Annotated in this window: 20 protein-coding genes; 15 read left to right on the forward strand and 5 right to left on the reverse strand. The window is 40.5% G+C overall.

The window, feature by feature from the left end; translation table 11 throughout:
- The first annotated feature begins 12 nt into the window (after window positions 1–12).
- The 3 genes from HMPREF0659_RS00915 (at window position 13) to HMPREF0659_RS00925 (ending at window position 4349) form a co-directional block, all read left to right on the forward strand.
- Entirely contained in the window at window positions 13–1632 is a 1620-nt protein-coding gene (locus HMPREF0659_RS00915; RefSeq protein ID WP_013264459.1) for a RagB/SusD family nutrient uptake outer membrane protein, read from the forward strand.
- A 423-nt stretch (window positions 1633–2055) separates the two neighbouring features.
- Window positions 2056–2976, forward strand: coding sequence for a helix-turn-helix transcriptional regulator (locus HMPREF0659_RS00920; protein ID WP_044045801.1), 921 nt, complete (start codon window positions 2056–2058; stop codon window positions 2974–2976).
- A gap of 131 nt (window positions 2977–3107) precedes the next feature.
- Window positions 3108–4349, forward strand: coding sequence for an SGNH/GDSL hydrolase family protein (locus HMPREF0659_RS00925; protein WP_013264304.1), 1242 nt, complete (start codon window positions 3108–3110; stop codon window positions 4347–4349).
- Window positions 4350–4674: 325 nt separating this feature from the next.
- On the opposite strand, the gene HMPREF0659_RS00930 is transcribed toward HMPREF0659_RS00925, so the two are convergent.
- The 3 genes from HMPREF0659_RS00930 to HMPREF0659_RS00940 form a co-directional block, all read right to left on the reverse strand.
- Window positions 4675–5481 (reverse strand): PoNe immunity protein domain-containing protein, encoded by an 807-nt coding sequence (locus HMPREF0659_RS00930; RefSeq protein WP_013264797.1) that lies wholly within the window; start codon window positions 5479–5481, stop codon window positions 4675–4677.
- A 37-nt stretch (window positions 5482–5518) separates the two neighbouring features.
- On the reverse strand, window positions 5519–6241 hold the full coding sequence (locus HMPREF0659_RS00935; RefSeq protein WP_013264608.1) for a hypothetical protein: 723 nt from the start codon (window positions 6239–6241) through the stop codon (window positions 5519–5521).
- Between the two features lie 223 nt (window positions 6242–6464).
- The gene (locus HMPREF0659_RS00940; protein ID WP_013263817.1) at window positions 6465–7712 is read right to left on the reverse strand and encodes a hypothetical protein; all 1248 of its coding nucleotides are present in this window, start codon (window positions 7710–7712) and stop codon (window positions 6465–6467) included.
- A 412-nt stretch (window positions 7713–8124) separates the two neighbouring features.
- Between HMPREF0659_RS00940 and HMPREF0659_RS00945 the strand changes: the two genes are divergently transcribed.
- The 9 genes from HMPREF0659_RS00945 to HMPREF0659_RS00985 all read left to right on the forward strand — a co-directional run bounded on the left by HMPREF0659_RS00945 (window position 8125) and on the right by HMPREF0659_RS00985 (window position 15998).
- Window positions 8125–8586 carry an energy transducer TonB gene (locus tag HMPREF0659_RS00945; RefSeq protein WP_013264745.1) on the forward strand — a complete coding sequence of 154 codons (462 nt, stop codon included), beginning with the start codon at window positions 8125–8127 and terminating at the stop codon, window positions 8584–8586.
- Between the two features lie 12 nt (window positions 8587–8598).
- Window positions 8599–9081, forward strand: a complete 483-nt coding sequence (locus HMPREF0659_RS00950; protein ID WP_013264064.1) for an energy transducer TonB — start codon at window positions 8599–8601, stop codon at window positions 9079–9081.
- 494 nt (window positions 9082–9575) lie between these two features.
- Window positions 9576–9818, forward strand: a complete 243-nt coding sequence (locus HMPREF0659_RS13005; RefSeq protein ID WP_081439532.1) for an energy transducer TonB — start codon at window positions 9576–9578, stop codon at window positions 9816–9818.
- Between the two features lie 307 nt (window positions 9819–10125).
- Complete coding sequence (gene gpmI / locus HMPREF0659_RS00960; protein ID WP_013263837.1) at window positions 10126–11643, forward strand: 2,3-bisphosphoglycerate-independent phosphoglycerate mutase; 1518 nt, start codon at window positions 10126–10128, stop codon at window positions 11641–11643.
- A 146-nt stretch (window positions 11644–11789) separates the two neighbouring features.
- Window positions 11790–12392: a hypothetical protein gene (locus tag HMPREF0659_RS00965; RefSeq protein ID WP_013264394.1), complete on the forward strand. Its 603-nt coding sequence runs from the start codon at window positions 11790–11792 to the stop codon at window positions 12390–12392.
- Between the two features lie 938 nt (window positions 12393–13330).
- Complete coding sequence (locus HMPREF0659_RS00970) at window positions 13331–13654, forward strand: hypothetical protein (protein ID WP_044045803.1); 324 nt, start codon at window positions 13331–13333, stop codon at window positions 13652–13654.
- A gap of 163 nt (window positions 13655–13817) precedes the next feature.
- Window positions 13818–14483 carry a uracil-DNA glycosylase gene (locus tag HMPREF0659_RS00975; RefSeq protein ID WP_013264191.1) on the forward strand — a complete coding sequence of 222 codons (666 nt, stop codon included), beginning with the start codon at window positions 13818–13820 and terminating at the stop codon, window positions 14481–14483.
- Window positions 14484–14498: 15 nt separating this feature from the next.
- A complete protein-coding gene (locus tag HMPREF0659_RS00980) occupies window positions 14499–15164 on the forward strand; it encodes a uracil-DNA glycosylase (protein ID WP_013263876.1) in 666 nt (221 codons plus the stop codon).
- A gap of 243 nt (window positions 15165–15407) precedes the next feature.
- Window positions 15408–15998 (forward strand): DUF3109 family protein, encoded by a 591-nt coding sequence (locus HMPREF0659_RS00985; protein WP_013264358.1) that lies wholly within the window; start codon window positions 15408–15410, stop codon window positions 15996–15998.
- A 94-nt stretch (window positions 15999–16092) separates the two neighbouring features.
- Here the strand turns inward: HMPREF0659_RS00985 and HMPREF0659_RS00990 are convergent, their stop codons facing one another.
- Together HMPREF0659_RS00990 and gyrB are read right to left on the reverse strand one after the other, a co-directional pair.
- Window positions 16093–16977: an AraC family transcriptional regulator gene (locus tag HMPREF0659_RS00990; protein ID WP_013264747.1), complete on the reverse strand. Its 885-nt coding sequence runs from the start codon at window positions 16975–16977 to the stop codon at window positions 16093–16095.
- A gap of 216 nt (window positions 16978–17193) precedes the next feature.
- Complete coding sequence (gene gyrB / locus HMPREF0659_RS00995) at window positions 17194–19167, reverse strand: DNA topoisomerase (ATP-hydrolyzing) subunit B (RefSeq protein ID WP_013264759.1); 1974 nt, start codon at window positions 19165–19167, stop codon at window positions 17194–17196.
- A 230-nt stretch (window positions 19168–19397) separates the two neighbouring features.
- On the opposite strand from gyrB, the gene HMPREF0659_RS01000 reads away from it, so the two are divergent.
- The 3 genes from HMPREF0659_RS01000 to hemN all read left to right on the forward strand — a co-directional run bounded on the left by HMPREF0659_RS01000 (window position 19398) and on the right by hemN (window position 24319).
- Window positions 19398–21455, forward strand: a complete 2058-nt coding sequence (locus HMPREF0659_RS01000; RefSeq protein ID WP_013264815.1) for a TonB-dependent receptor — start codon at window positions 19398–19400, stop codon at window positions 21453–21455.
- A gap of 111 nt (window positions 21456–21566) precedes the next feature.
- Window positions 21567–22769: an MFS transporter gene (locus HMPREF0659_RS01005; protein ID WP_013263851.1), complete on the forward strand. Its 1203-nt coding sequence runs from the start codon at window positions 21567–21569 to the stop codon at window positions 22767–22769.
- A 185-nt stretch (window positions 22770–22954) separates the two neighbouring features.
- Window positions 22955–24319, forward strand: coding sequence for an oxygen-independent coproporphyrinogen III oxidase (gene hemN / locus HMPREF0659_RS01010; RefSeq protein ID WP_013264939.1), 1365 nt, complete (start codon window positions 22955–22957; stop codon window positions 24317–24319).
- The last annotated feature ends 47 nt before the right edge of the window (window positions 24320–24366 follow it).

Below are 24366 nucleotides of genomic sequence, written 5' to 3' on the forward strand. Positions count from 1 at the left end.
AAAAGGAATAATATGAAATATTCAATAAATAAATTCACCGCAGGGGCTTTAATTGCTGTAGCTGCAATGACAGCATCTTGCTCCAGTGATTATCTCAATGTATCACCAGCAGAGTCGGCTGAGCCTTCTGCAGCATATGCTAATACAAGCAATGCGCGTAACACCTTGAATGGTATTGCAAAGTCGATGACCGTACAGCAAGCTTACTATGGTCAAGGATTTGCAGGCGAAAATGCGATAATGCGTCTCTATGAGAATCTTCCAAGTCAGAACTATAACTACAACCGTTATGCTTCTGGTTGGGCAACTATCCATAACCAAGATTATCACTATAGGTCTACAGTAAAGTATGATTCTTATGCGTGGGCATACTATTATCAGATTATTAACAATGCAAATGCACTCCTTGCAAACATTGATAATGCCGCTGGTAATGATGCAGATAGGAAGTTTATCAAGGCTTCGGCATTGACTTTCCGTGCATATGCTTATGAGAAGTTAGTACATTACTATTGTTATCGTTGGCAAGATAGTAACAATGGTACTTCTCAGGGATTGCCATTGCGCCTTGACACTTCTACGGGTAATTTGAAGGCTTCTACGCTTGCTGAGACTTATGCTCAGATTTATAAGGACTGTCAGGATGCTATCACGCTCTTCACTGAAAGTGGTGTGACACGTTCAACAGCAGAGTGTTGGATTCCTGATTTGAATACAGCTCACGCTGTTTACGCACGTGCTGCTTTGACTCGTCAGGACTATGCTACAGCTTTGGCACAGGCTAAATTAGCTGAGAATGGTCGTCCTTTGATGACAGGTGATACATACGCTGCTGGTTTCTATAAGCCAAATGATGAATGGATTCTTGGTAGCTATGGCGATGCAAGTGAGCAGAACTGGTATTGGGCTTATGGTGTACAGGGTGCTTGTAATGGTTACTATGCAAGTAATCAGAGTACGGGTGCTGGTACGATCGGTCATGAGTTGATTACTCGTATTCCTAATAATGATGCTCGTAAGCAACTTTTTATCACTGAAGATAAATTCCGCAGTATTAATATTACTGACAATGCACAGGTAAATCAGACCTATGGAATCTTAGGTCAGGGTAACAAGAGTGTTAAGGCACAGGCAGACTCTATCGTTAAGAAGCACCAGATTTCTGGTCTCTCTGCAGCTTATGCTTCTGGTTATATCTATTTGGATGGTCAAATGAAGTTCTGGGTAACAGCACAGCCAGGTGTTAGTTATCTTCCTTTCATCCGTTCAAGTGAGATGGTTCTCATCGAAGCTGAGGCTAATTACTTCTTGGGTAACACTGCTGATGCACAGGCTGCATTGGTTAAACTGAATGCTACTACAGGTCGTAACGCAAGCTACACCTGTACAAAGACTGGTACTGATCTCTTTAATGAAATCAAGGATTACCGTGAGGTTGAGCTTTGGGGTGAAGGCTTTGCATGGAGTGATTACAAGCGTTGGAACATTCCTGTTGTTCGCCACTCATTTGCTGAAGGTGGTAATGCACACGCTGCTGTTGCAAAAACAATTGCTGTAGATTACGGAAACAAGTGGACTTGGGTAATTCCACAGAACGAGATCGATTATAATGATCTTGTGAGGAACGAATAGGTCTTATGTTATTATAAATGTAAAGGCAGGGAGAACAGGTTTCTTTCTGCCTTTCTTTGTTTTTTAATCAAATCGTTTATTAGCGCCTAAACATATTTTGTTTTATTACCGAGAAGATTGTTTGTCTCTCTAAAACTAAATTTCCTGTCATTCCTGTCATCCAAAGTACTTGTCTAACTCGTTTGTTTACAATGGAGTTATGTGAAATGTTAAAAGTGACAGCAAATCAAAATAAAACTATTCTTGTATGGTGTATAAATATCTCGCTCTTGGTAGGGAATCATTATCTCTTGTTATGGGAAGAGCCTTTTGTTATAGAGGGTAGTGTCAGTGGTTAGGTATAATCAGACATAAAAAATGGTTGTAGAGATTAATAAAAGTGTTGTTTCTGCGTTATATATCATATGTCTATTCATTGTAAGAATGAGATTCGATAAATTAAAGAAGCAGTTAGAACTCTTGATTCTATTGTCTGATGGACGCAATTATACGGTTGAAGAGCTGTGTGGGCGGATGAACTTGTCGCGTAGGAATTTCTATTACCTACTCGACTTCATCAAGCATGCAGGTTTTATCGTATTTAAGAATCAGGGCTATTATCATATTGATCGTCGCTCTCCTTTCTTCACACAGCTGTTACAGACGATTCAGTTTACAGATAAGGATGTGAAGACGATACATAGTGTACTGACAATGGCAGGTAATGATAGTGAGATGGTGAACCAGCTAAGGCAGAAGTTGGAAAGTTCTTATAACTTCTCTGTGTCTGCAGAGTCACCCATTCGTCGCCAAATGGAGAGTAACCTGAAACTGCTACGCAAGGCCATGGCAGAGAAGAAGACGGTACGTTTAATTGGTTATTCAAGTCCACATAGTCACTCTGTTAAGGATCGTCTTGTAGAGCCTTTCCTTTTGTTGCATAATAATGAGGATGTACGCTGTCATGAATTGGTGTCAAAACAAAATAAGACATTTAAGATTTCTCGCATGACGAGTGTGGAGATACTGGATACATCGTGGTTACATGAAGACAAGCATAGGCAGGTGTTTACGGATATCTTTATGTTTAGTAGTGAGGAACGATATCGTGTGAAGTTACGTTTAGGACAGTTATCCCACAATCTCTTTAAGGAAGAATATCCACAAGGGGCGCATTATATTACTCCGAATGCGGATGGCTCGTGGCTTTTAGATATAGAAGTATGCGATTATCGTGGTTTAGGTCGTTTCGTTCTCGGACTCTTTAAAGATATAGAAATCATAGAGGGTGATGGTTTTAAGGCATATCTGAGAGCAGAAATAGAAAGTCTTATTGATTCGTCAAACCAACTATTGCAGAAGTAGGAAGTTCATTCTTTGTTCTATTATTCATTGCAAACTATCATTATTTATCATTAACCTTCCATTAATAGAAATATGTTCTCTTTTAGTTAGAGATAATGCGAGAGGTTTGGGAGGTTTTAAAATTCAGGACAATGTTTACACGTAAGATTTTATTCGTTTTATTGTTTTTTATCACATTCAACGCTTATGCACAGCAAGAACGTTGGGTAGGTACATGGGCTTGTGCGCCACAGACAGTTGATAAGGGTTTTATGCCTTATAATAACCAAATGACGAATCGCTCCGTACGACAGGTCGTGAAGGTGAGTATCGGTGGCCCTGTTATTCGTTTGCAGTTGAGTAATGAACTGTCTTCGGAGCCTGTTGAGATTGCCAGCGTTTATATTGCAAAGGCTGGAGAGGGGGCAGAGATACAGAAGAATTCAGCTAAGTATCTCCGTTTTAATAATAAACGTCGGGTAACGATACCTGCTGGTAAGGCTGCATTTTCAGATGCGTTGAAATTCGATTTACAACCATTGGAACGTTTGTCAATTACGATTAACTATCTTAAAGCACCAAAAGAACCTACTGTTCACATGGGTTCGCGTACTACATCTTATATATTACGTGGTGTGACAAATGCTAATACTGATTTCTCAACAGCTTTCAAAGAGGACCATTGGTTTAATATTTCTGCTATTGATGTTCTTGATGCCTCTGCTTCCAGTGTGGCTATCCTTGGTAATAGTATTACCGATGGAAAGGGTTGTGTGACAAATGCACAAGACCGCTGGCCTGATTTTATGTCTGCCGTACTGAATGGAGAACATGAGTCGAAGAGTCCGAAAACGGGTGTGTTGAATCTTGGTATTGGAGATAATCGTATCCTCTCTGTGGGTTTAGGACAGCCAGGAAAGGAACGTTTCGATCGTGATATCTTGGGACAAAGAGGACTTCGTGCAGTAATCATTTTCGAGGCTATTAATGATATCGGTACGTCAACCAATCCAGAAAAAACTGCTCGCCAGTTGATAGAAGCCTATCAAGTGATGATTAAGAAGGCTCGCCAGCGTGGCTTGAAGGTCTATATGGGGACAATAACTCCTTTTAATGGCTGCAAAGGTTACTTTACAGAGGCACGTGATGCAGCACGTAAGACGGTAAACGAATGGATAAGAACAAACCATGAAATCGACGGTTTCATCGACTTTGATACGCTCATGCGTGATCCGTCATCACCCGACAGACTACGCAAAGACTGCCAGATTGGCGACTGGTTGCACCCTAACCCTAAAGGGTATAAGATGATGGGAGAATATGCTGCCGAGAGACTCGAAGAGATGAATGTACCAACTCCCTCCAGTCAACGACCATTGACAGAAAGGAAGTAATTTCTTCCCCGCTTATCGTCTACGATAATGTCTATCATTCTTATTGAAAGTGAAGTACCACTTTAGAATGATAGACATTCTCTGTTTATGGGAAAGCAATAACTCCAAATAAAGTTTCCTGTCATATCTGTCATTCATCAGAGCCATCTAAGTTGTTAATTTACAGTGGACTTACACGAAGTGTTAGATATAACAGCAAAAGAAAATAAAACTATTTTTGTAATATTATGTACTATATTCTGACCATAATAGATGCTATCACTTCCTAATTTAGAAAAGTCTACTGCTTCGTATATTACAAGGTGAAAGCAGTATCTGATCATTATTACTCATCGTTAGTTGTATCGTCTTCTTCCCAATGTACCATGTCATAAGGATAATATGGATTATCCTTTAGGTCGGAATCATCTATCTGCAGTATCTTTGCTACGGCTGCGACCTCCCAAGCCCAGTAACCACGATAACTGCTTGTTTTCAAATGATTATTATACCAAGGGGCATCCTTATTCAAGTTATACCATTTCCCGATGTAATCTATCAAAGCTTTCTTCGCTGCTTGCGCATCAGACAACTGTGTTAATTTGAAAAGCCCTTTATACAATTTAGGGAAGGCAAGCTTGTTTGCATGCGTTTGTTTCTCATCTTCGCCCATTCGAGAGTTCAGCATAAACCAGAGTAAAAGGTCTGGAGTCCAATCAGCTGGCTCTGCCTGATTATCTACCCGTTCCACATAATCAATAAGCTGCTGAAACTCTGCACAGGAAACATTTAGTAGAATACCTAACGAAACTCGTTTCAGGATTTCAAAATATATTGGGTCTTCAATAGCAAGACCCGTTATAAAATACTCCAAAGAATTTGAATATATTCGTTTTAATTCCGTCATATTCGCATCCATAGAATACCTTATTTCTATTTCAGAGATGTACTGTTCCCCTAATGACCAATGTAAGTATACGGTATCTAACCTTTTGTTGGTATTCGCTTCCAATATTAATCTCTCGGTTTCACCTTTATTTTTCGCGATTTCTATCAACATCTTGCTAAAGAATTTCCTATTCTTTATTTTATCCCTAATAGCTTTATCTTGCTTCTGTTTAGCATGGCTAAAGAAATAATCAAATATACCCATAACTTATTCTTTTATTAGGAAATACAACCCAATAACATTATTGCTGCATTGGTATTGACGAGGAACTCTTAGAGTCGTGATATAATTCCTCTATGCTCTTCCAATCAGTAGGACAATCATCCCGAATTGTTTCAACAGCCTTTTGGATATATAATGTCTCTCCATTAATCCCGTCAATAAGATAAATGTCATTCCTATTATCTTTCCAATGAGCACAGACTATATAAATCGGCCGCTTAATATACGTTCGTTCTTCATAACGTCTTACACTAAACACTTCCTTCTTATCCATGAGATTAATACCATATTGGTGCAACATTTTTACTTTTAATGAATCTATACTAAACTTATAAGGCAAATCATAATCTACACATTTTACTTCATGTCCATGACCATCGAATTGATATCCTTTACCTACTGGCATTTGGTAAAGATATGCCCAATATGCCGTTATATTTCCCACTGTGTTATACAGATAGATATATTCGTATGGAGAGTCTCTATATGTATGAGACTCCCGAAAGCCAGCAAAGGAGTTTTTTTCGTATTCATCTCTTAATTCTATAAGCTCACCCAACTTTCCTTCTTTGCGTATACGATAAGCTGTAGGACTTTTTCTTGCTAACCTCTTATACTCCTCAATATCAAATCGCTTATATCTTAAAGAATCCTTGTCACTATTATTACCTAAATTATCTTGCCCAACACATGTTGTCGCAAACAATAATAACCATAGAATTACCGATAACTTACTCATCATTAAATATTCTTCTTTTTAATTATGATTCGTGATAAGCCACATACACACTTACATTATTGCGATTATAGATTTCTACTCTGCATGGGAATAATACCTATCTAAAGAATAAGAAAGGCTTACTCTGCAGTCAGCTCGAGGACTCTACTTGAACCCTCGTTGGCTGAGAGGACCATCAAACCTACCTTCATCAAATAGTCACCTGTGTACCTTTGTCCATTACAAGTTAATGATGAAGTTGTGTTAAGTATAAGGCTGATTTATCCTCTGCTGCAAGTTCTATATCTGCTTTAGAAAGTTCTTCTTGTGACTTTTCCATCTTCTTTTTCAATCTACTTTTAATCGATCTAATGGCTTGTGACGTACAACAGAAGGCGTCAGCTTTCTGCTCGTCGGTCATCCTGTTGTGTTCCATTATATAGTAGAATGTCTCCTTAGGAGTGAACGCATAGCGGGGATTATTGAGGATATAGGCAAGGTCGTAATCGAAGTTAGGCATAATAGCGTTGAGAGCCTGCTGTTCACGTTTACCCATCTGTGAGATATTTCCACCTTTTAGAATGGTATAGAGCGCGTCTATTCCCAACTTAGTTTGTTCGATGGAATCGGCTGTTTTTGAATCTCCGTTGTGTATAGGAGTTTTCTGTTTCAACTGTTCTAACTCATTGATTTTACTGTCAACTTCAGCCTTCATCTCATCTATCGTTGCATCTTTTCGTCGGAGCAACTGCTGAATATTCTGCTCTGTCATCTCTTGTTGTCTGCGATAGGTATGTAGCTGTTGGCGCATACGACGGCGGAACCATACTACGATACCAGATGTAAGGAGTATCAAGACGATAACAAGATAAGCTATATAGAGTTGAAGTTGCAAGGCTTTACGTTGTGCGATAGCCACTTCATAACGGTCTTGTATCTGTATAATCTCAATATCTTTCTCCGGTGAAACCGATAAAATTTGATGTTTTTCAATGCGTGTTCTTAGTTGATTAATACTCTGCTCTTGGTCTTTACGAATACGAGGCTTGAAGGATTCAGCCTTCTTTACGTACAACAGGGCAGAGTCACGTTGTCCGATTTGGTTGAAAACAGAGGCTTTACCGAGGTAAATATCCGTCAACCTGTGACTCTTCTTACTATCATTTGCATAGCGAGCAGTATGGTCGAAGTAGTCAAGTGCCAATTTATAAGCACCATTTTGGGCATTCAATAGAGCAATACGATAGTATGTAGCAAACTTCAAAGAGTCTTCCGTTACGTTGAAAAGGTGCTTTTCTGCCGATTTTAGCTGATACATCGCATTCCTTGTGTCATGTTTAGCCATGAAGAAAGCAGCACTATCGAGCCTCATCCGAGTGATTCCTTCGTCTGTTGCAGGATAGTTAGGCAGTTTTCTTTGGCTGCATGAAAGCAAAGTCAAAAGAGTAATCAGTAATAAAATCGGTCTTTTCTTCATATTTGCAAAGATACACATTCTACTGCGTATTGCCAAATTAGGGTGAGAGGAAAGGGGATGAAAAGCTATCTTAAGGCTCGGTAAAGTGCGAAAACGAGGGAACATTTAGATGCTTTATTGTGTCAAAGGATTAGTCTGTTTATGTGTAAGTTGTTGACAATCAGATGCTGTTTTGCAGTTTCTGTGTCAACACTAAAGTGGCTATTGCATTACATTATATTCTTCTTTACCTTTGCATCGACAATAAGTTCCAATATATGTCATTTGCATTTCATAAACCTGCGGCGACGTGATTGCGTTTAAGCGTTGGCGCAGGTTTTAATTTAAGAATGTTCACAAGACTCTTCAAAGTGAGGAGTTTGTTTATAATAATCTCTCGAAAGGATGCGTTTAGTAGCCATAAAGGAGAATAAAATGAAAGGTTTATAAGATGAAACGAATATTGTTTGCAATGTCACTTAGTATCTGTATGGCAGGAACTATTAATGCTCAACAGGAAAAGATGTCGATGAAACCTTATGAAAATGAGGTTCGGAAAGATACAATCGATACCTTAGGAGTGAAAAAAGAAATGCCCGAGAAGATTATCTGTTGTATTCCTCCAATACCATCTTTCCCAGGTAATATCCAACAATTCCTTCGTGCTCACCTTGTATGGCCAGCCGGTCGTAAGAACAAAAAAGTTGAAGGAAAGGTGATTGTTCAGTTTTATATAGAACGTGACGGCACTTGTTCTCAGTTCAAGATACTTCGTTCGTTGAGTCCTGCTTTTGATACAGAGGCGTTAAGGGTATTGAAGTTAATGCCGAAGTGGAATGTGGATTCAACGGCTAAGGGTGGGACTTGGTTTGTTTTGCCTGTTAGATTTAAGAAGCAAAAAAGTCAACTTTAAAAGTATATTGTCATGATAAAGAAATTGTTGTTAGTCCTATTAGTAAGTTTGTTTGCTGTTGGTAATGTCAATGCGCAGAAGCCGAAAATGTCGATGAAACCGAAGAAAAAGGAATGTTTTGAACGTCCTTGTTGTGGAGAACCAAGTACTTCGCCTGTTTGCGATACATTGAATGTGGATACCTTAGGTGCAAAGATGTTCGAAACTGTCGAGGGATTAAAACCTTCGTTCCCTGGTGATATCTTAGAATTTATAGCGGCACATCTTCAGTATCCTCCTGAATTGGCAGAAAACACAATCTCGGGAAGAGTCGTAATAAAGTTCTTTGTGACCCCTTCAGGTTGTTGCTGCCTGTTTAGGGTTATGCGTTCTGTAGACCCATACCTTGACCGAGAGGCACTCAGAGTACTCAAACTTATGCCTGCATGGAAGTGGGAAAGACGACCGAAGCAAGGAGTTTGGCAACTTGTACCTGTCACCTTCAGATTATTATAAGCCCAAATTGCTCGTGTTGTTATCACCTTTTGTAAGCCGTTTTATCGTTATCAATATCGCTATTAACCCTTAGCACATTTGGTGTTGACCCTTAACACATTTCGTGTTGATGCTTAGCACCACATGTGCGCAGCATCAATAGATTGGTTAAAACATGCAATGAGGATATGAAAGTTATTGTTATAGAAGATAGTAAAGGCGCTAATGAATCACTAAAATAGAGCGTATTCATCGGTGTTTATTTACTTATATAGAAGAAAATGAATCTTTAAACGTATATGATTAGGATGAAGAAGTTTCTGATTATATTCTTTTTAAACTTGATGACGGTAGGTAGTATTCATGCTACGAATAGTAGCCAGATGAAATTCCAACAGGAGAATAGGTCTAATATGAAGGCTATTACCTTACCAGAAAATTCTAAAAAAGCTCGGCATGACACCGTGTTTGTCCTAAAAGAATTCCCATTCTTTCCATGAGATTTTAATGAGTTCATCTTTTCCAACTTTCATTATCCACCTTCTTTACAGGAAAATTGTATACAGGGGAGGGTGGTAGTAAAGTTCTGTATTAACCCCAAAGGAAAGTGTGATCATTTTTCTATTGTGCGTTCTGTAGACCCATTGATTGACAAGGAAGTTCTACGTGTTTTAAAGTTAATGCCAAAATGGAAATGGAGGGATCGAACGAAGAAATGTTTGTGGATGGTAAAGGCTGTAGAATTTCAGTTGAGATAAGAATGAATAATAGTTTAATAGGCAGTCTTGTTTTTTTGATATAGATAATTTTGTGAGGAGATAAAGCCACGTTGTAGGAGATAATACCGATGAAATCGGCATAATTTATAATCTACTGTTAAGTGGGATTATGCTTTTAAGTAATACAGTGTAGGTTTGGATAAAACAATACTTAAGATTCTGTCGGTCTCTACCTTAAAATTCCAATGGCTTTTTGCACCCATCTTATTCTTTTATCGTACCTTTGCAGTAACAAAAATAATAATAGGTAATAAACGAAGATAATAACAAAAATAAAGGAATAATTATGGCAAAGAAAGCTTTATTGATGATCCTTGATGGATGGGGTAACGGTAAGCATGGTAAGGGTGATGTAATCTATAACACACCAACTCCATACTTAGATTATTTGAACGCAGTTAGTGCACACTCTGAGTTGCAGGCATCAGGTGAGGATGTAGGTCTGCCAGATGGTCAGATGGGTAACTCTGAGGTTGGTCACTTGAATATAGGTGCAGGTCGTATTGTTTATCAGGACCTCGTTAAGATTAACAAAGCTTGTCAGAGCGGTGACATCTTGAAGAACCAAGGTATTATTGATGCATATAGCTATGCACAGAAGAATGGTAAGAAACTTCACTTGATGGGTCTGACCTCTACGGGTGGTGTTCACTCTTCACTTGATCATCTCTTCAAGTTTATCGAGATTGGTAAGGAGTATAACCTTAAGGACGTTTACGTTCATTGTTTTATGGACGGACGTGATACAGACCCAAAGAGTGGTGCTGGTTTCGTTGCTGAGATTCAGAAGGTTTGCGATGCAAATGATGCACATATCGCTTCAGTCGTTGGTCGTTTCTATGCAATGGACCGTGACAAACGTTGGAATCGTGTGAAAGAAGCATACGACTTGCTCGTTGAGGGTAAGGGCGTACAGGCTACTGACATGGTTAAGGCGGTTGAGGCAAGCTATGCAGAAGGTGTGACAGACGAGTTTATCAAGCCTATCACAAACTCTTCTGTGAATGGTAAGATTGAGGAGGGTGACGTAGTTATCTTCATTAACTTCCGTAACGACCGTGCTAAGGAGTTGACATCTGTGCTCACACAGCAGGACCTCCCAGAGGAAGGTATGCATACAATTAAGGATCTGCAGTTCTACTGTATGACTCCATATGATGCAAACTTTAAGAACGTGAATGTTCTCTTCCCTAAGGAGAACGTAATGGATACATTAGGTGAATACCTCAGCAAGCTCGGTAAGAAGCAGCTTCATACAGCCGAGACAGAGAAGTATGCACACGTAACCTTCTTCTTCAATGGTGGTCGTGAGCAGCCTTATGAGGGTGAAGATCGTATCTTGGTTCCTTCTCCAAAGGTTGCGACATATGACTTGCAGCCAGAGATGAGTGCCTTCGAGGTGAAGGATAAACTTGTTGGTGCTATCAATACACAGGAGTATGACTTCATCGTTGTGAACTTTGCTAATGGTGATATGGTAGGTCATACAGGTGTTTATAATGCCATTGCAAAGGCTGTATGGGCAGTTGACCAGTGTGTTAAGGAGGTTGTTGAGGCTGCGAAGGCTAACGATTATGAGACAATCATCATCGCTGACCATGGTAATGCAGACAACGCAATCAATGAGGATGGCAGTCCAAACACTGCTCACTCACTCAACCCAGTACCATTCATCTATGTTACAAACAACAATTCTGCAACAGTGAAGAATGGTCGTTTGGCTGATGTTGCTCCTTCAATCCTTCATATTATGGGCTTAGAACAGCCAGCAGATATGACAGGTGAAAATCTTATTACAGATTAATCAAAGGTTAATTATATTAAATTAGGCGAATCCCAAAGGTCTTTTATGGCTTTTGGGATTTGTTTTTTATTACCTTTGCTGCCGTGAGTCGTATTTCGATTCTAATATTATATAGGTATTAGTATTAATTTTTAAGATTAAAGACAATGAAGAATCGTAAGTTATTATTATCATTAGTAGCCCTTGCAGGACTCTCTTCTCTCAGCACACAAGCACAGACCAACAATACAGAAAAGCCTCATGAGACTATCATGCAGCGTGTTGACACGTTGGCAAAGAAGGTTGGTGCTGATGTTAAACATGCAGAAGGTGTGGAGAAAGCTAAGTTAAACGCTGATGCACAGAAGGTAGGTGCTGCCGTTAAGAAGGCTGAAACTACTGAGAAAGCAAAGCTCAACGCAGACAAGCAGAGAGTTAAGACAGACCTTGCTAAGGACAAGGAGAAAGTAAATAAGGTTTATCAGGATGATAAGGCAAAGTTCAATGCTGATGTTAAGAAGGCTGAGAACGGTCTTGCTAAAGATGAGCAGAAAGTAAAGAATACTTATCGTAAGGATGAGGCAAAGGTAAAGCAGGGTGTTGCTAAGGATAAGCAGAAAGTAAGAAACGCATATCGTAAGGACAAGGCGAAGGTTAAAGCTGGCGTAAAAAAGGTTAAGCAAGGTCTTGCTAAGGACGGACAGAAAATCAAGAACACTTATAACAAGGACAAGGCGAAGGTTAAAGCGTTCTTTAAGAAGGAGAAATAATTTGCTTAAATAGAAACAATTATTTAATTGTAGATAAAAGAGTCGTGTTCATTCACGGCTCTTTTTGTGTTCTTCCGTTAAAAGCGTAGATTGTTAATAGAATGAGATTAATCTACATATAGGGTATGATTTCCTCCAATAATATAGTTTTATAAAGGCTCAACACCCAACAACCATCACCCAACACCAGTATGCTTACCCCCTATTGGATGGTTTAAGAACGGGGGATAAACTACATGATAAATATAATTAGGTGCGATGTCTATCTGCTTTCTACATACAACTTACTCCCTCATTAGTCGAGTTTTGTAATTTATTTTCATGCAATTCAAAACCAATACATGCTCTTTTAGCTTCTTAAAGACGCCCAATTGACTTGCAAAAGATGCCCTTTAAGCCTCTAACTAACGCCCTTTTGAAGTCCAATTAAGCACCTTTTACTTTACTACTTTATAACTAATTGATTTCCTGCTAATTACAAACCTACTTTTTGTATGTGATTTTGCCGTTATTTATGGATGTTTCGTTAGAATTTGTGTAATGATTTTTCAAACGCTTGTCTGCAGATTTTCGAAGTCTTAAATGAAATGGTTTTCAATGTTAGAGGATGATAATAGGATAGATACTTGACTGTCTTAGCTATGTTTTTGTTTAATGAGTAACTTCATTTTTTCCTTTAAAGCAATACAAAAAGTGTCTACGCATTTAACGGAAGAACCTCTTTTTGTTTGTTGGTAGGGAAAAAGAGCGATTAAAACTGTAGTTTACATAAATTCACTAAACAAATATGTAGGTTTTAATAAATCTAAAATTTACAAACAGAATGAATCTTTTTTGCAGTTGAAACTTCTTTTTTCATTACCTTTGCGCCCATAAGGGATTATATCCTTTCCGAGTTTTAAAGATATTAATGTGTAATTTTTAAACAGTAAAAGATTATGGATTTTAAGAAAATAGCATTATCATTTGTAGTAGCATTTAGCGTATGTTCACTTAGTGCACAGGCACAGAGCCAGTGTTCAAAGAAGTGTGATAAGGCTCCAAATGAGCAGGTAGAGAAGGGCAAGCAGTGCGATAAGGCAGGTAAGGCTTGTGATGAGAAAGCTGAGAAGGCTTGTGATAAGCAGGCAGGTAGCTGCTGCAAGAAGCAGGAAAAGGCTTGCGATAAGTCTGCTAAGGCTTGCGACAAGGCAAAGAAGGACTGCAAGAAGGCACAGGCTGGTAGCTGCTGCAAGAAGCAGGCTCAGCCAAAGAAGAAGTAATAGTTTAGCTTTAAAAATAAGAAAGTCGTGTCGAAAGGCACGACTTTTTTGTTGTTATCAGAACTTTATCGTACTTTTGTAGTAACAAAACTGCATGTGATAAGATGCGATAAATTATAACTTTGCTTTATTCTTATCGTATTAGCAGATAACAATCATAGCTATGAGTGTAAAGATAGAACCATCGTGGGCACAGCAACTGAGTGGAGAGTTTGAGAAACCTTACTTCCAGCAGTTGGTTGAACAGGTGAAACAAGAGTATGCACATTTCCCTTGTTATCCTCCAGGAAACTTGATATTCAATGCCTTTAATCTTTGTCCTTTTGACAAGGTGAGGGTTGTGATTATTGGGCAAGACCCTTATCATGAGCCTGGTCAGGCGATGGGATTAAGCTTCTCCGTACCTGATGGGGTACAGCTTCCACCTTCATTACAGAATATCTATAAGGAGATTGCGGCAGATTTGGGTGCCCCTATCCGTCAGTCAGGCAACTTAACACGTTGGGCAGAGCAGGGAGTTCTCTTGTTGAATGCAACACTTACCGTTCGTGCACATGTTGCCAATAGTCATCAACGGTTAGGGTGGGGAACCTTTACCGATGCAGCTATTAAGGCGCTTAGTGATGGACGAGAGAACTTAGTCTTTATGCTTTGGGGCGGTTTTGCGCGTAGTAAGAAGGCACTGATTGACCAACAGCGACACTGTGTTATAGAGAGTGTACACCCTTCGCCACTCTCTGCTAACCGTGGAGGCTGGTTTGGGCAGCATCAGTTCTCACGTTGTAATGCCTACTTAACCGCTTGTGGCGCACAGCCTATAGAGTGGTAGTGATAATCAATAGCAATGGAATGGATTTTAGAAAAGTCGTGGCGTGAAAAGCTGAAAGGCGAAATGGATAAACGCTACTACAGGGAATTGGTAGATAAGGTGCAAGAGGAGTATGAGAATGAGACTTGCTATCCGCCAGAAGATAAGATTTTCAATGCCTTTAATCTTTGTCCTTTTGATAAGGTAAAGGTTGTCATTATGGGGCAGGACCCTTATTTTAATCCTGGTCAGGCTATGGGACTGAGTTTCTCCGTACCTGAGGGAGTACAGCTTCCCCCATCATTGCAGAATATCTATAAGGAGATTGCAGCTGACTTGGGTACAGCGATTCATCAGTCTGGCGACTTAACACGATGGGCAGAGCAAGGAGTTCTCCTGTTGAATGCTACACTTACCGTTCGAGCACACGTCGCTAATAGTCACCAGCGATTAGGGTGGGGAACCTTTACTGATGCAGCTATCAAGGCACTAAGTGATGGTCGAGAGAACTTAGTCTTTATGCTTTGGGGCGTTTTTGCGCGTAGTAAGAAGGCACTGATCGACCAGCAGCGACATTGTGTCATAGAAAGTGTACACCCTTCGCGACGCTCTGCTAATCGTGGTGGATGGTTTGGGCAGCACCAGTTCTCTCGTTGTAATGCCTACTTAACCGCTTGTGGCGCACAGCCTATTGAATGGTAAGTAGGCAAGTTGGCGAGTTTAGGGGTTGACAAGTTAGTTGTTATTAGGCTTATGTGGCGTATTAGCCTAATTACTCTAATAAGAGTAGCATAATAGTCAAAGCTCTTTGACACTCTAAAATCATGTTAGGAGGGAATTATTTACGTGAAAATAAATTGGAAGGGAGTTCCATTTTAGTGAGAAGATGCTGTTGAGCGAACGGCAAGACATAGTTAGAAATGAAATAATTTAGCGTTAAGAAAGATGGGTAATACGTATGATCATATATTCATGGTGGGAGATGTGCTTGTCTCACCAGATATAATCAATGTGAAGTTCTGTTGCGACCTTGATAAATGTCATGGTCAGTGCTGCATTGAGGGAGATGCTGGTGCACCCGTGACATTGGACGAGACGATGGAGATAGAGAATGTCCTTGATACTGTTTGGGGTGATTTGTCAGCTTCTGGGCAGGCAGTCATAGATAAACAGGGTGTCGCTTACACCGATGAAGAGGGCGATTTGGTGACGAGTATCGTTGGTGGTAAGGACTGTGTCTTCACTTGTTATGAGGATGGTTGTTGTCTTTGCGCGTTGGAACGTTCCTACCGTAATGGCAAGACAGGCTTCGTAAAACCTATTTCTTGTTCGTTGTATCCAGTTCGAGTGAAAGACTTTGGGAATGGTACTTGTGGTATTAATTACCATCACTGGCGCATCTGTGCTGATGCAAGAAAAAAAGGAGAAGAACTGAATCTTCCCCTTTATAAGTTTTTGAAGGAACCCCTTACGCGTAGATTTGGTAAGGAGTGGTATGATGAATTGTGCGAGGTAGCTGAGCAGTTGTTGGGTTAATTGATGCTGGACTATTTGTTCTAATAGTTTTGTTAGCCGTATTAGCCCAATATGCCTCATTGGGCTAATAAGGCAAATTTCGCTTTACAACTCGTTAACTCTTCCTAAACTGCGAAGGACTCATGCCCACATGTTCCTTAAAGTATTTACCCATAAAACTCTGATTGGCGAAGTTTAGCTCATCAGCAATCTGCTTAATACTCATCGTACTGTTTCTAAGCATCACGCGTAACTCACGTGTAACGTAGGAGTCAATCCAATCACTTGGTGTTCGTCTGCTGACAGTACGCACGGTTTCAGAGAGATATTTAGATGTGATACACAGTTGTTGTGCGTACCAACTGACACGCCTTTCCATACGATAGTTCTTCTCTACAGTCTGAATGAAGTCGCGGAAGATAGCTTCAGCACGTGTCTGTCCTGCTTCTCCAACTTGTTGGAAGCGATAGATGATATCACTCATATCGATGATAAGTGCCTTTAGCATTGTCATAACTAACTCACGACGGAAGCGATGACCAGTATCAATAATCTTCTCCTTGATATGCTGAATGTCGTTTTCTAATGCCTTCGCCTGATTGTTATCAAGGTGGAAAACAGGATGGGTACGGGCAAAGAGGAAGAGAGCTGATAGTTCGTGAACTCCGCTTACAATGTTCTGAAAGAAGTCATAAGACAGGATGAGGGCGATACCCTTACAATCACGTGAGAGCATATAGTCGGCAACTACCTGTTTCTCACTGATGATGATGACGTCTCCAGCACCCACCTCGTGCATCTTTGTATCAACAGTATATTGTGCATGACCGCTGGTACAGAGGGCAAGGAAGAGAGACTTCATACGAGAAGGATTGGTAGGAAGTGGTACTTGCGTGATATCCTCGAAGAGTATAAGGTCGTTATCAATAAATTTACCTTCTGGATAGACAGCTTTTGCTTGTGCTACATTAACTTCGAGGAGCCTTATCTTTTTGTTCATTTTCCTATTGTTTTGAAGTTGCAAATATACTCATTTATTTCTTTTTCCGAAAAGTTTATGTGGGAAAAAGAACAATATTCATAGGGATATAGACGATAATAAGCGATTATAGGTGATAATTAGGAGAAAATAAAAACTCCCTTTCTCGTTTTGTGAGAAAGGGAGTCTCTTTATGTTTTCAGCTTTAGAAGCTGTGTTTAATCTGCTTAGAAAAGCTTATGCATCAATGTTAGCATAGGTCGCATTCTTCTCGATGAACTCACGACGAGGCTCAACATCATCGCCCATCAGCATAGAGAAAATCTCATCTGCATCAGCAGCATTCTCGATAGTTACCTGTTTCAAGAGTCGTGTCTTTGGGTCCATAGTTGTCTCCCAAAGCTGCTCTGGGTTCATCTCACCAAGACCTTTGTATCGCTGTGTGTGGATAGCCTTTGCATCTTCAGCACCATTAGCGTACTTATCAATGAAAGCCTGACGCTGTTGCTCGGTATAGCAGTATTCGTTTACCTTCTTATAAGTACACTTATAGAGTGGAGGTGTAGCGATATATAGGTGTCCCTGCTCGATAACCTTTGGCATATAACGATAGAAAAGCGTCATAATCAGTGTGTCGATGTGAGAACCATCGACGTCGGCATCGGTCATGATGATAATCTTGTCATAGCGAAGTTTATCGGTGTTAGCCTCAAAGTCGCCTTCTCCCTCAACGCCAAAGCGTACGCCGATAGACTGAATGATATTCATAACAGACTCAGCCTCGAATACACGATGACGCTGAACCTTCTCTACATTCAGAATCTTACCACGGAGAGGGAGGATAGCCTGTGTATAACGGTCACGTCCCTGCTTAGCTGAACCACCCGCAGAATCACCCTCGACAAGGAAGATTTCGCAGTCTTTTGGGTCCTTGTTAGAACAGTCTGCCAACTTACCAGGCAAGCCACCACCGCTCATCACGTTCTTACGCTGTACGCTTTCGCGTGCCTTACGGGCTGCAACACGAGCAGTAGCTGCAAGGATAACCTTGTTACAAATCATCTTTGCCTCGTTAGGATGCTCCTCAAGATAATCGGTCAGTGCCTCACCAACAGCCTGCTGAACGGCACCTGAGACCTCGCTGTTACCGAGTTTAGTCTTTGTTTGACCCTCAAACTGTGGCTCTGCAACCTTGATAGAGATAACAGCTGTCAAGCCTTCGCGGAAGTCTTCACCAGCAATCTCAATCTTAGCTTTCTCCAACTGCTTAGAAATCTGTGGGTCATTGTCAGCGTATGTCTTCAGTGTACGAGTCAATGCAGCACGGAATCCCTGCAAGTGAGTACCACCCTCGATAGTGTTGATATTGTTGACGTATGAGTGGATATTCTCTGTATAATCAGTGTTGTACATCACAGCCACCTCGATTGGAATGTTCTGCTTCTCTGTCTTGAGATAGATAACATCATCGAAGAGATGCTGACGATGGCGGTCAACGTATCGAACGAACTCCTTCAAACCATCCTTAGCATGGAAGACCTCAGTACGTGTCTTGCCTGTCTCAGGGTCTGGACGAAGGTCAGAAAGCGTAATCTTGATACCAGCATTCAGATAAGCCAACTCGCGCATACGACGTGCTACAATAGCCCATTGGTAAACTGTAGTGGTGAAAATCTCTGGGTCTGGCCAGAACTGTTGACGTGTACCAGTCTTATCAGTCTCACCAACAACCTTTACAGGATAGAGAGGCTTACCCTTCTCATACTCCTGCTGGTAGATTTTACCATCACGGAACACCTGTGACTTCATGTGTGTAGAGAGTGCATTTACACAACTAACACCCACACCATGCAAACCACCGCTGACTTTATACGAACCCTTGTCGAACTTACCACCAGCGTGGAGAACGGTCATAACAACCTCAAGGGCGCTCTTGTGAAGTTTTTCGTGCATGTCAACAGGGATACCACGACCATCATCCTCAACGGTAATGGAGTTGTCCTCGTTGATTGTAACCTCAATGTTCTGACAGTAGCCAGCCATTGCTTCGTCGATAGAATTATCGACGGTCTCGTTAATCAAGTGATGGAGTCCCTTCTCACTAATGTCACCAATGTACATAGCAGGACGCTTGCGTACTGCCTCCAAGCCTTCTAATACCTGGATGTTACTGGCGGAGTAATTATTCTCGTTTTCTGGATTTTCTGCCATTTTCTTTCGATTGTTCTTATAGTATGCAAAGATACACTTTTTCCTTTATATTTGAAAATAAAAACCTGCAAAAAACACAAAAGAAAGCATATCAAATTGCTGTTTTGTGCTGATAATTAGCTTTTATTCTTTTTAGTGGTAATATTTAATTTCCTTATAAATGAGGATTGTTCAGAAAAGTCATTATCTGTACCTTTGCAACACAAAAACATTAACAAAAAGCCATCTTTATGTTAAATACCTTATTATTTGCATCCCTTGCTATCAGCAGGGTAGATGGAGTGACTCCAGACTCAGTAGTGAACAAAGATGTATCACTTAACGAAGTAGTTGTTACTGACTTCAAGCAGAACAAAAGAAACCTAACTTCTATTGCAGTTTCAACCATTAACAGTCAGCAATTACTGAACCAACAAATTGTGAACTTGAAGGAATTAACGGCAGTAATGCCTAACTTTTACATGCCCGACTATGGTTCATATGCTAACACACCTATCTTTATTCGTGGTATTGGAGCAAAGACGAAGGGTTCTGCCGTGGGTTTTTATGTAGATGGTGTGCCTCATTTTGAGTCGTCAGCATTTAATATTGACCTTAGTGATATTGCTGCTGTAGATGTGTTTCGAGGTCCGCAAGGAACCTTATACGGCCGTAACACTATAGCAGGTGTTATCAATGTCTACACACATGACCCTCTTGATTATCAGAAGACGCGTATAAAAGTAGGCTATGGAATGTATAACGATGTTGTAGCACAAGCTTCTAACTATTCTAAGCTGACTGATAAACTTGGTTTGTCGAGTGCTATTTCTTATCATCATAATGATGGTATGTTCATCAATCAGTTCCTGAATAATAAGGCAGATAAGGTGAATGAGGTTGAAGGACGACTCGGACTTTACTGGCGACCAACCATGAATTGGCTTATTCATCTCAATAGTACGCTTACTCATAGTAAGCAGAATGGTTATCCATATGCACCATACGACCTGACGAAAGATGCGTTATCACCTATTAGTTATAACCGCAATAGCACTTACAAACGTCTGATTTCAACAACAGGTCTTAATGCTCGATATGAGAATAGTCGTATTAGTTTCAATAGTCAGACATCTTATCAATTCATCAAATCACATCAGGGGATAGACCAAGATTTCACACCAAAGGACCTCTTCTATGCTGATAATAGTTATCATCAGAATATGCTTTCACAAGAGCTAACCTTGAAATCGAATGATAAAGGTCGTTACCAGTGGATTATTGGTATGTTTGGTATGCTACTCCATTCTGACCCCTTTATAGAAACAAGCTATTATACAAAGGATTTCTCGACTCCAACTTCTTATAAGAACCCTACAGCAGGCTATGCAATCTATCACCAGAGTTCTTATAATATATGGAGGGGTTTATCGGCAACTGTTGGTTTACGATTCGATTATGAGCATGCGAAGATAGACTACAATCAAGATAAGGTAACGTTAACAACAGGTGCTAATGCACATGTAAAGAACTTTGTTAGTAGTGCTAACTTCCGTCAGTTCACCCCTAAGTTTACGCTTCAATATCTTACAAACAGGGACAATCTCTACTATGCGAGTGTCACTCGTGGTTATAAGCCAGGTGGATTTAATACTATCTTTAAGACCGATGCAGAGCGTGCATACGACCCAGAATACAGCTGGAATTATGAGGTAGGGGCGCGATTGAAGTTCTTGAATGGACGATTGACTGCTGAAGCAGATCTTTTCTACATTGATTGGCGACACATGCAGACTACCTATACTGTTCCTGCTGTGGGTAATCTAATTGCGAATGCAGGACATACGGATAGTAAAGGATTCGAACTTTCATTTGCTTATCATCCAATAAAGAGTTTACAGTTTAGTCTGAACTATGGTTACACCCACGCTCGTTACTTGGAATATAAGAAGAGTGCTACAGAAGATTTCTCGGGTAATAGACTTCCAATGGTGCCTAACCACACGCTCTCAATAGATGGAACTTACACCGTTTTGCAGGCGGGTTGGTTTGATAAGATTGTCGTTAATGCTGGCTTAACAGGGCTCGGTCGTATCTATTGGGCTGATGACAATGTCGTTCGCCAGAACTTCTATGGGACGCTTAATGCAAAGGTTAGTATCACAAAAGGTATATTCACATGGGATTTATGGGGTAAGAATCTGACAGGAACTGACTATATAGCATACAGTTTCAAGATGTCAACTGGTAACTATGCACAGAAGGGTAAGCCTCTTACCTTTGGTACTTCCCTCAGCATGACATTCTAAGGAGAGGATTAAGGGTAGGAGAAAAAGGATGCTGCAGCTAATTCAGCTCACTTCTCCTAAAGTCCTTTCTCATGATATGTAACACGATGCTCTACTTATATAATTCACTACATGTTCAACAGCATTTCATCAAAGAAACTAAGCTTTGGTACGTTCTTCTGTCTATATATTGCACAGATGGTACCGTCATCCTTTCTTATGACAGCCTTACAGGTTATCATGAGGGAAGGACAATATAGTCTTGCAACCATTGGGTTGCTAAACCTTGTCCGAGTTCCATGGACGATAAAGTTCTTATGGTCGCCTTTTGTTGACCGCCACTGCGTAACAGTGCGTGACTACAAACGTACGATTATCGCTACAGAGTTGATATATGCCGTTGCACTCTTAGCCACAGGGCTGATTAATGTGCGTTCGGAAATCATGCTTGTAGTCATTCTGGCGTTTATCTCTATGCTTGCTTCGGCTACGCAAGACATTGCTACAGATGCGCTTGCCATCCTTTCTTTTAAGAAGCACGACCATAGTATGCTTAATAGTATGCAGTCTATGGGAGCTTTCGGAGGTGCTGTTATTGGTGGAGGAGTCTTGCTTATCTTACTGAAAAGCTATGGCTGGAATGTTGTAGTACCCTGCTTAGCCTTGTTTGTTTGTATGATGATTATTCCTTTAATGTTTAATCCTCATATCAAGATAGAGAATGAGAAACCAAGAGAGCGTGCCAAGTGGACTGACATCTTTAGCTTCTTTGGACGTAAGGAGATATGGCCACAGATAGGTTTCTTGCTGCTGTATTATATGGGAATCATCGGTATTCTTTCTATGTTGCGTCCTTACCTCGTTGATAAGGGATACGATATGAAGGAGATAGGATTCCTTACTGGTATCGTAGGAACTGCTGCTTCCTTCGTTATGGCGTGGTTTTCTGGAGTGCTTATACGTCGAATCGGAATTTATAAGGCTCGTATTATCATTGCAGGACTTATTATTTTAGCACCTATCTACTTCCTTGCAATGACTTTTGCCGACTTTAACAAGACAGCATTTGTCATTGGAATCATTTATATCCAAGCTTGTTACGGATTGGCAACTGTGGTTCTTTACACTACAGCCATGCGATGCGTACGTCCTGGTAGAGAAGGGACAGACTTCACTATACAAATTGTTATTAGTCATGTAAGCGGTCTGCTCGTTGCGGTATTAGCGGGAACGGTGGCGCATATCTTCGACTATCGTGGTCTTTATATAGCTGAAACAGTGGTGGCTATCATCAGCCTTATTTATGTTCTCTCAGCCTTTAAAAAGGAACAATAAGCCATGTGTTCCTTTACAGAAGAACGTGGCTTTGCCCCAAACCGATCACGTATTATGGTCTAATGACCTATTCAGATTATATCATAATAAAGTTAGGCTTGTAAGCCTATTGTGCTTTCCTTATAAATGAGGATTGTTTATGTTAGGAGGTATTCGTACCTTTGTCATATAATTTATTTCGACGAATGAAGCAAGAACTGATTGATAAATACAATGTATCTGTACCTCGTTATACGAGTTATCCACCAGCTAACTTCTTCCGACCTTTTACTGGGGAAGAGTTTTTGAAGGAGGTTGATTATAGCAATGAGGTGCGTGAGAAGAATCTTTCCTTTTATTTTCATATGCCTTTCTGTCGGCGCCTGTGTCATTATTGTGGCTGCAACTCTTACCCTATGGCAAAGGAAGAGCGTATTGAAGCTTATGTGCAAGCGTTGCATAAGGAGATAGATCTCGTAGCAAAGCATATAGATAAAAGTAGACGTATATCGCAGATTCATTATGGCGGTGGTAGTCCAACGGCTATGCCTGTCAGTGTTCTTAAGGAGCTGAATGAGCATCTGCTGTCACTCTTTTCTACGATAGAACAGCCTGAGATAGCCATAGAATGTCATCCAGGTTATCTAACAGCAAAGGACTGGCAAGGACTGTTGGATGCACGTTTTAATCGTTTTAGTTTAGGTGTACAGGACTTCAATGAAGAGGTGTTGAGGCTTGTTAATCGTACGCCTTCTGAATTGCCAACAGAAGAAATAGTGGCAATTCTCCGTAACGCGGGTGTTAATATTAATATGGATTTCCTCTTTGGCTTACCACTTCAGACGTCGGATAGCTTTAAGAAGACGATAGAGCGTGCTGTAGCAATGCGCCCCGACCGTGTTACAACATTCAGTTATGGACACTGCCCATGGATATTTAAACGGCAGATGATACTTGAAAAGGCTGGCCTTCCTGATACGGAGGAGAAGGCTTTGATGTTCCAAAAGGCTAAAGATGTGCTGCATGAGGCGGGTTATCTTAGTGTTGGTTTGGACCATTTTGTACTTCCTAATGATGAACTATCTGAGGCTTTGCAATCTCATCGACTACATCGAAACTTCCAAGGTTATTGCACGCGTCGCACAACGGGGCAGGTGTATGCCTTCGGTGTGACGGGTATCAGCCAATTAGATACTGCCTATGCACAGAATACAAAGTCGATAGACGAATATATAGCAGAAGTCTCTGTGGGTACGTTGCCTATCCGAAAAGGCTACCAATTAACGCCCAAAGAACGTATAGTACGTGAGGTAATTGAACGTTTGATGTGTAACTATCATCTTGATTGGACGCATCTCGCGGAGGATCTTGCAGTTTCAGTAGCTGACGTGAAAGGGGCTATCAACTATGATGTTGAACGTCTGCAAGAGATGGAAAGAGATGGTATTCTTTGTTTAACAGAGAATACCTTGGAGATGACAGGGGAGGGGAATCCCTTTGTTCGTACTGTGGCTGCTGTGCTTGATCCGATGATGGTGGCTACGGATAAGAAGTTTTCAAAGCCGATATAAAAGTTTTATGCTCCCTTTTCGTTGGGTAGAGAAACTGGGAAGGGGAA

Source organism: Prevotella melaninogenica ATCC 25845 (assembly GCF_000144405.1).
GTDB classification, from domain to species: Bacteria; Bacteroidota; Bacteroidia; order Bacteroidales; family Bacteroidaceae; genus Prevotella; species Prevotella melaninogenica.

What these genes read in the sequence shown, in the direction of transcription:
- HMPREF0659_RS01005 (WP_013263851.1), top strand. Translation starts at nt 21,567, where the DNA reads ATGTTCAACAGCATTTCATCAAAGAAACTAAGCTTTGGTACGTTCTTC.
- gpmI (WP_013263837.1), top strand. Translation starts at nt 10,126, where the DNA reads ATGGCAAAGAAAGCTTTATTGATGATCCTTGATGGATGGGGTAACGGT.
- HMPREF0659_RS00980 (WP_013263876.1), top strand. Translation starts at nt 14,499, where the DNA reads ATGGAATGGATTTTAGAAAAGTCGTGGCGTGAAAAGCTGAAAGGCGAA.
- hemN (WP_013264939.1), top strand. Translation starts at nt 22,955, where the DNA reads ATGAAGCAAGAACTGATTGATAAATACAATGTATCTGTACCTCGTTAT.
- HMPREF0659_RS00990 (WP_013264747.1), bottom strand. Translation starts at nt 16,977, where the DNA reads ATGAACAAAAAGATAAGGCTCCTCGAAGTTAATGTAGCACAAGCAAAA.
- HMPREF0659_RS00945 (WP_013264745.1), top strand. Translation starts at nt 8,125, where the DNA reads ATGAAACGAATATTGTTTGCAATGTCACTTAGTATCTGTATGGCAGGA.
- HMPREF0659_RS00925 (WP_013264304.1), top strand. Translation starts at nt 3,108, where the DNA reads ATGTTTACACGTAAGATTTTATTCGTTTTATTGTTTTTTATCACATTC.
- HMPREF0659_RS00920 (WP_044045801.1), top strand. Translation starts at nt 2,056, where the DNA reads ATGAGATTCGATAAATTAAAGAAGCAGTTAGAACTCTTGATTCTATTG.
- HMPREF0659_RS00965 (WP_013264394.1), top strand. Translation starts at nt 11,790, where the DNA reads ATGAAGAATCGTAAGTTATTATTATCATTAGTAGCCCTTGCAGGACTC.
- gyrB (WP_013264759.1), bottom strand. Translation starts at nt 19,167, where the DNA reads ATGGCAGAAAATCCAGAAAACGAGAATAATTACTCCGCCAGTAACATC.
- HMPREF0659_RS00970 (WP_044045803.1), top strand. Translation starts at nt 13,331, where the DNA reads ATGGATTTTAAGAAAATAGCATTATCATTTGTAGTAGCATTTAGCGTA.
- HMPREF0659_RS00940 (WP_013263817.1), bottom strand. Translation starts at nt 7,712, where the DNA reads ATGTGTATCTTTGCAAATATGAAGAAAAGACCGATTTTATTACTGATT.
- HMPREF0659_RS00985 (WP_013264358.1), top strand. Translation starts at nt 15,408, where the DNA reads ATGGGTAATACGTATGATCATATATTCATGGTGGGAGATGTGCTTGTC.
- HMPREF0659_RS00950 (WP_013264064.1), top strand. Translation starts at nt 8,599, where the DNA reads ATGATAAAGAAATTGTTGTTAGTCCTATTAGTAAGTTTGTTTGCTGTT.
- HMPREF0659_RS00935 (WP_013264608.1), bottom strand. Translation starts at nt 6,241, where the DNA reads ATGATGAGTAAGTTATCGGTAATTCTATGGTTATTATTGTTTGCGACA.
- HMPREF0659_RS01000 (WP_013264815.1), top strand. Translation starts at nt 19,398, where the DNA reads ATGTTAAATACCTTATTATTTGCATCCCTTGCTATCAGCAGGGTAGAT.
- HMPREF0659_RS00930 (WP_013264797.1), bottom strand. Translation starts at nt 5,481, where the DNA reads ATGGGTATATTTGATTATTTCTTTAGCCATGCTAAACAGAAGCAAGAT.
- HMPREF0659_RS00915 (WP_013264459.1), top strand. Translation starts at nt 13, where the DNA reads ATGAAATATTCAATAAATAAATTCACCGCAGGGGCTTTAATTGCTGTA.
- HMPREF0659_RS00975 (WP_013264191.1), top strand. Translation starts at nt 13,818, where the DNA reads ATGAGTGTAAAGATAGAACCATCGTGGGCACAGCAACTGAGTGGAGAG.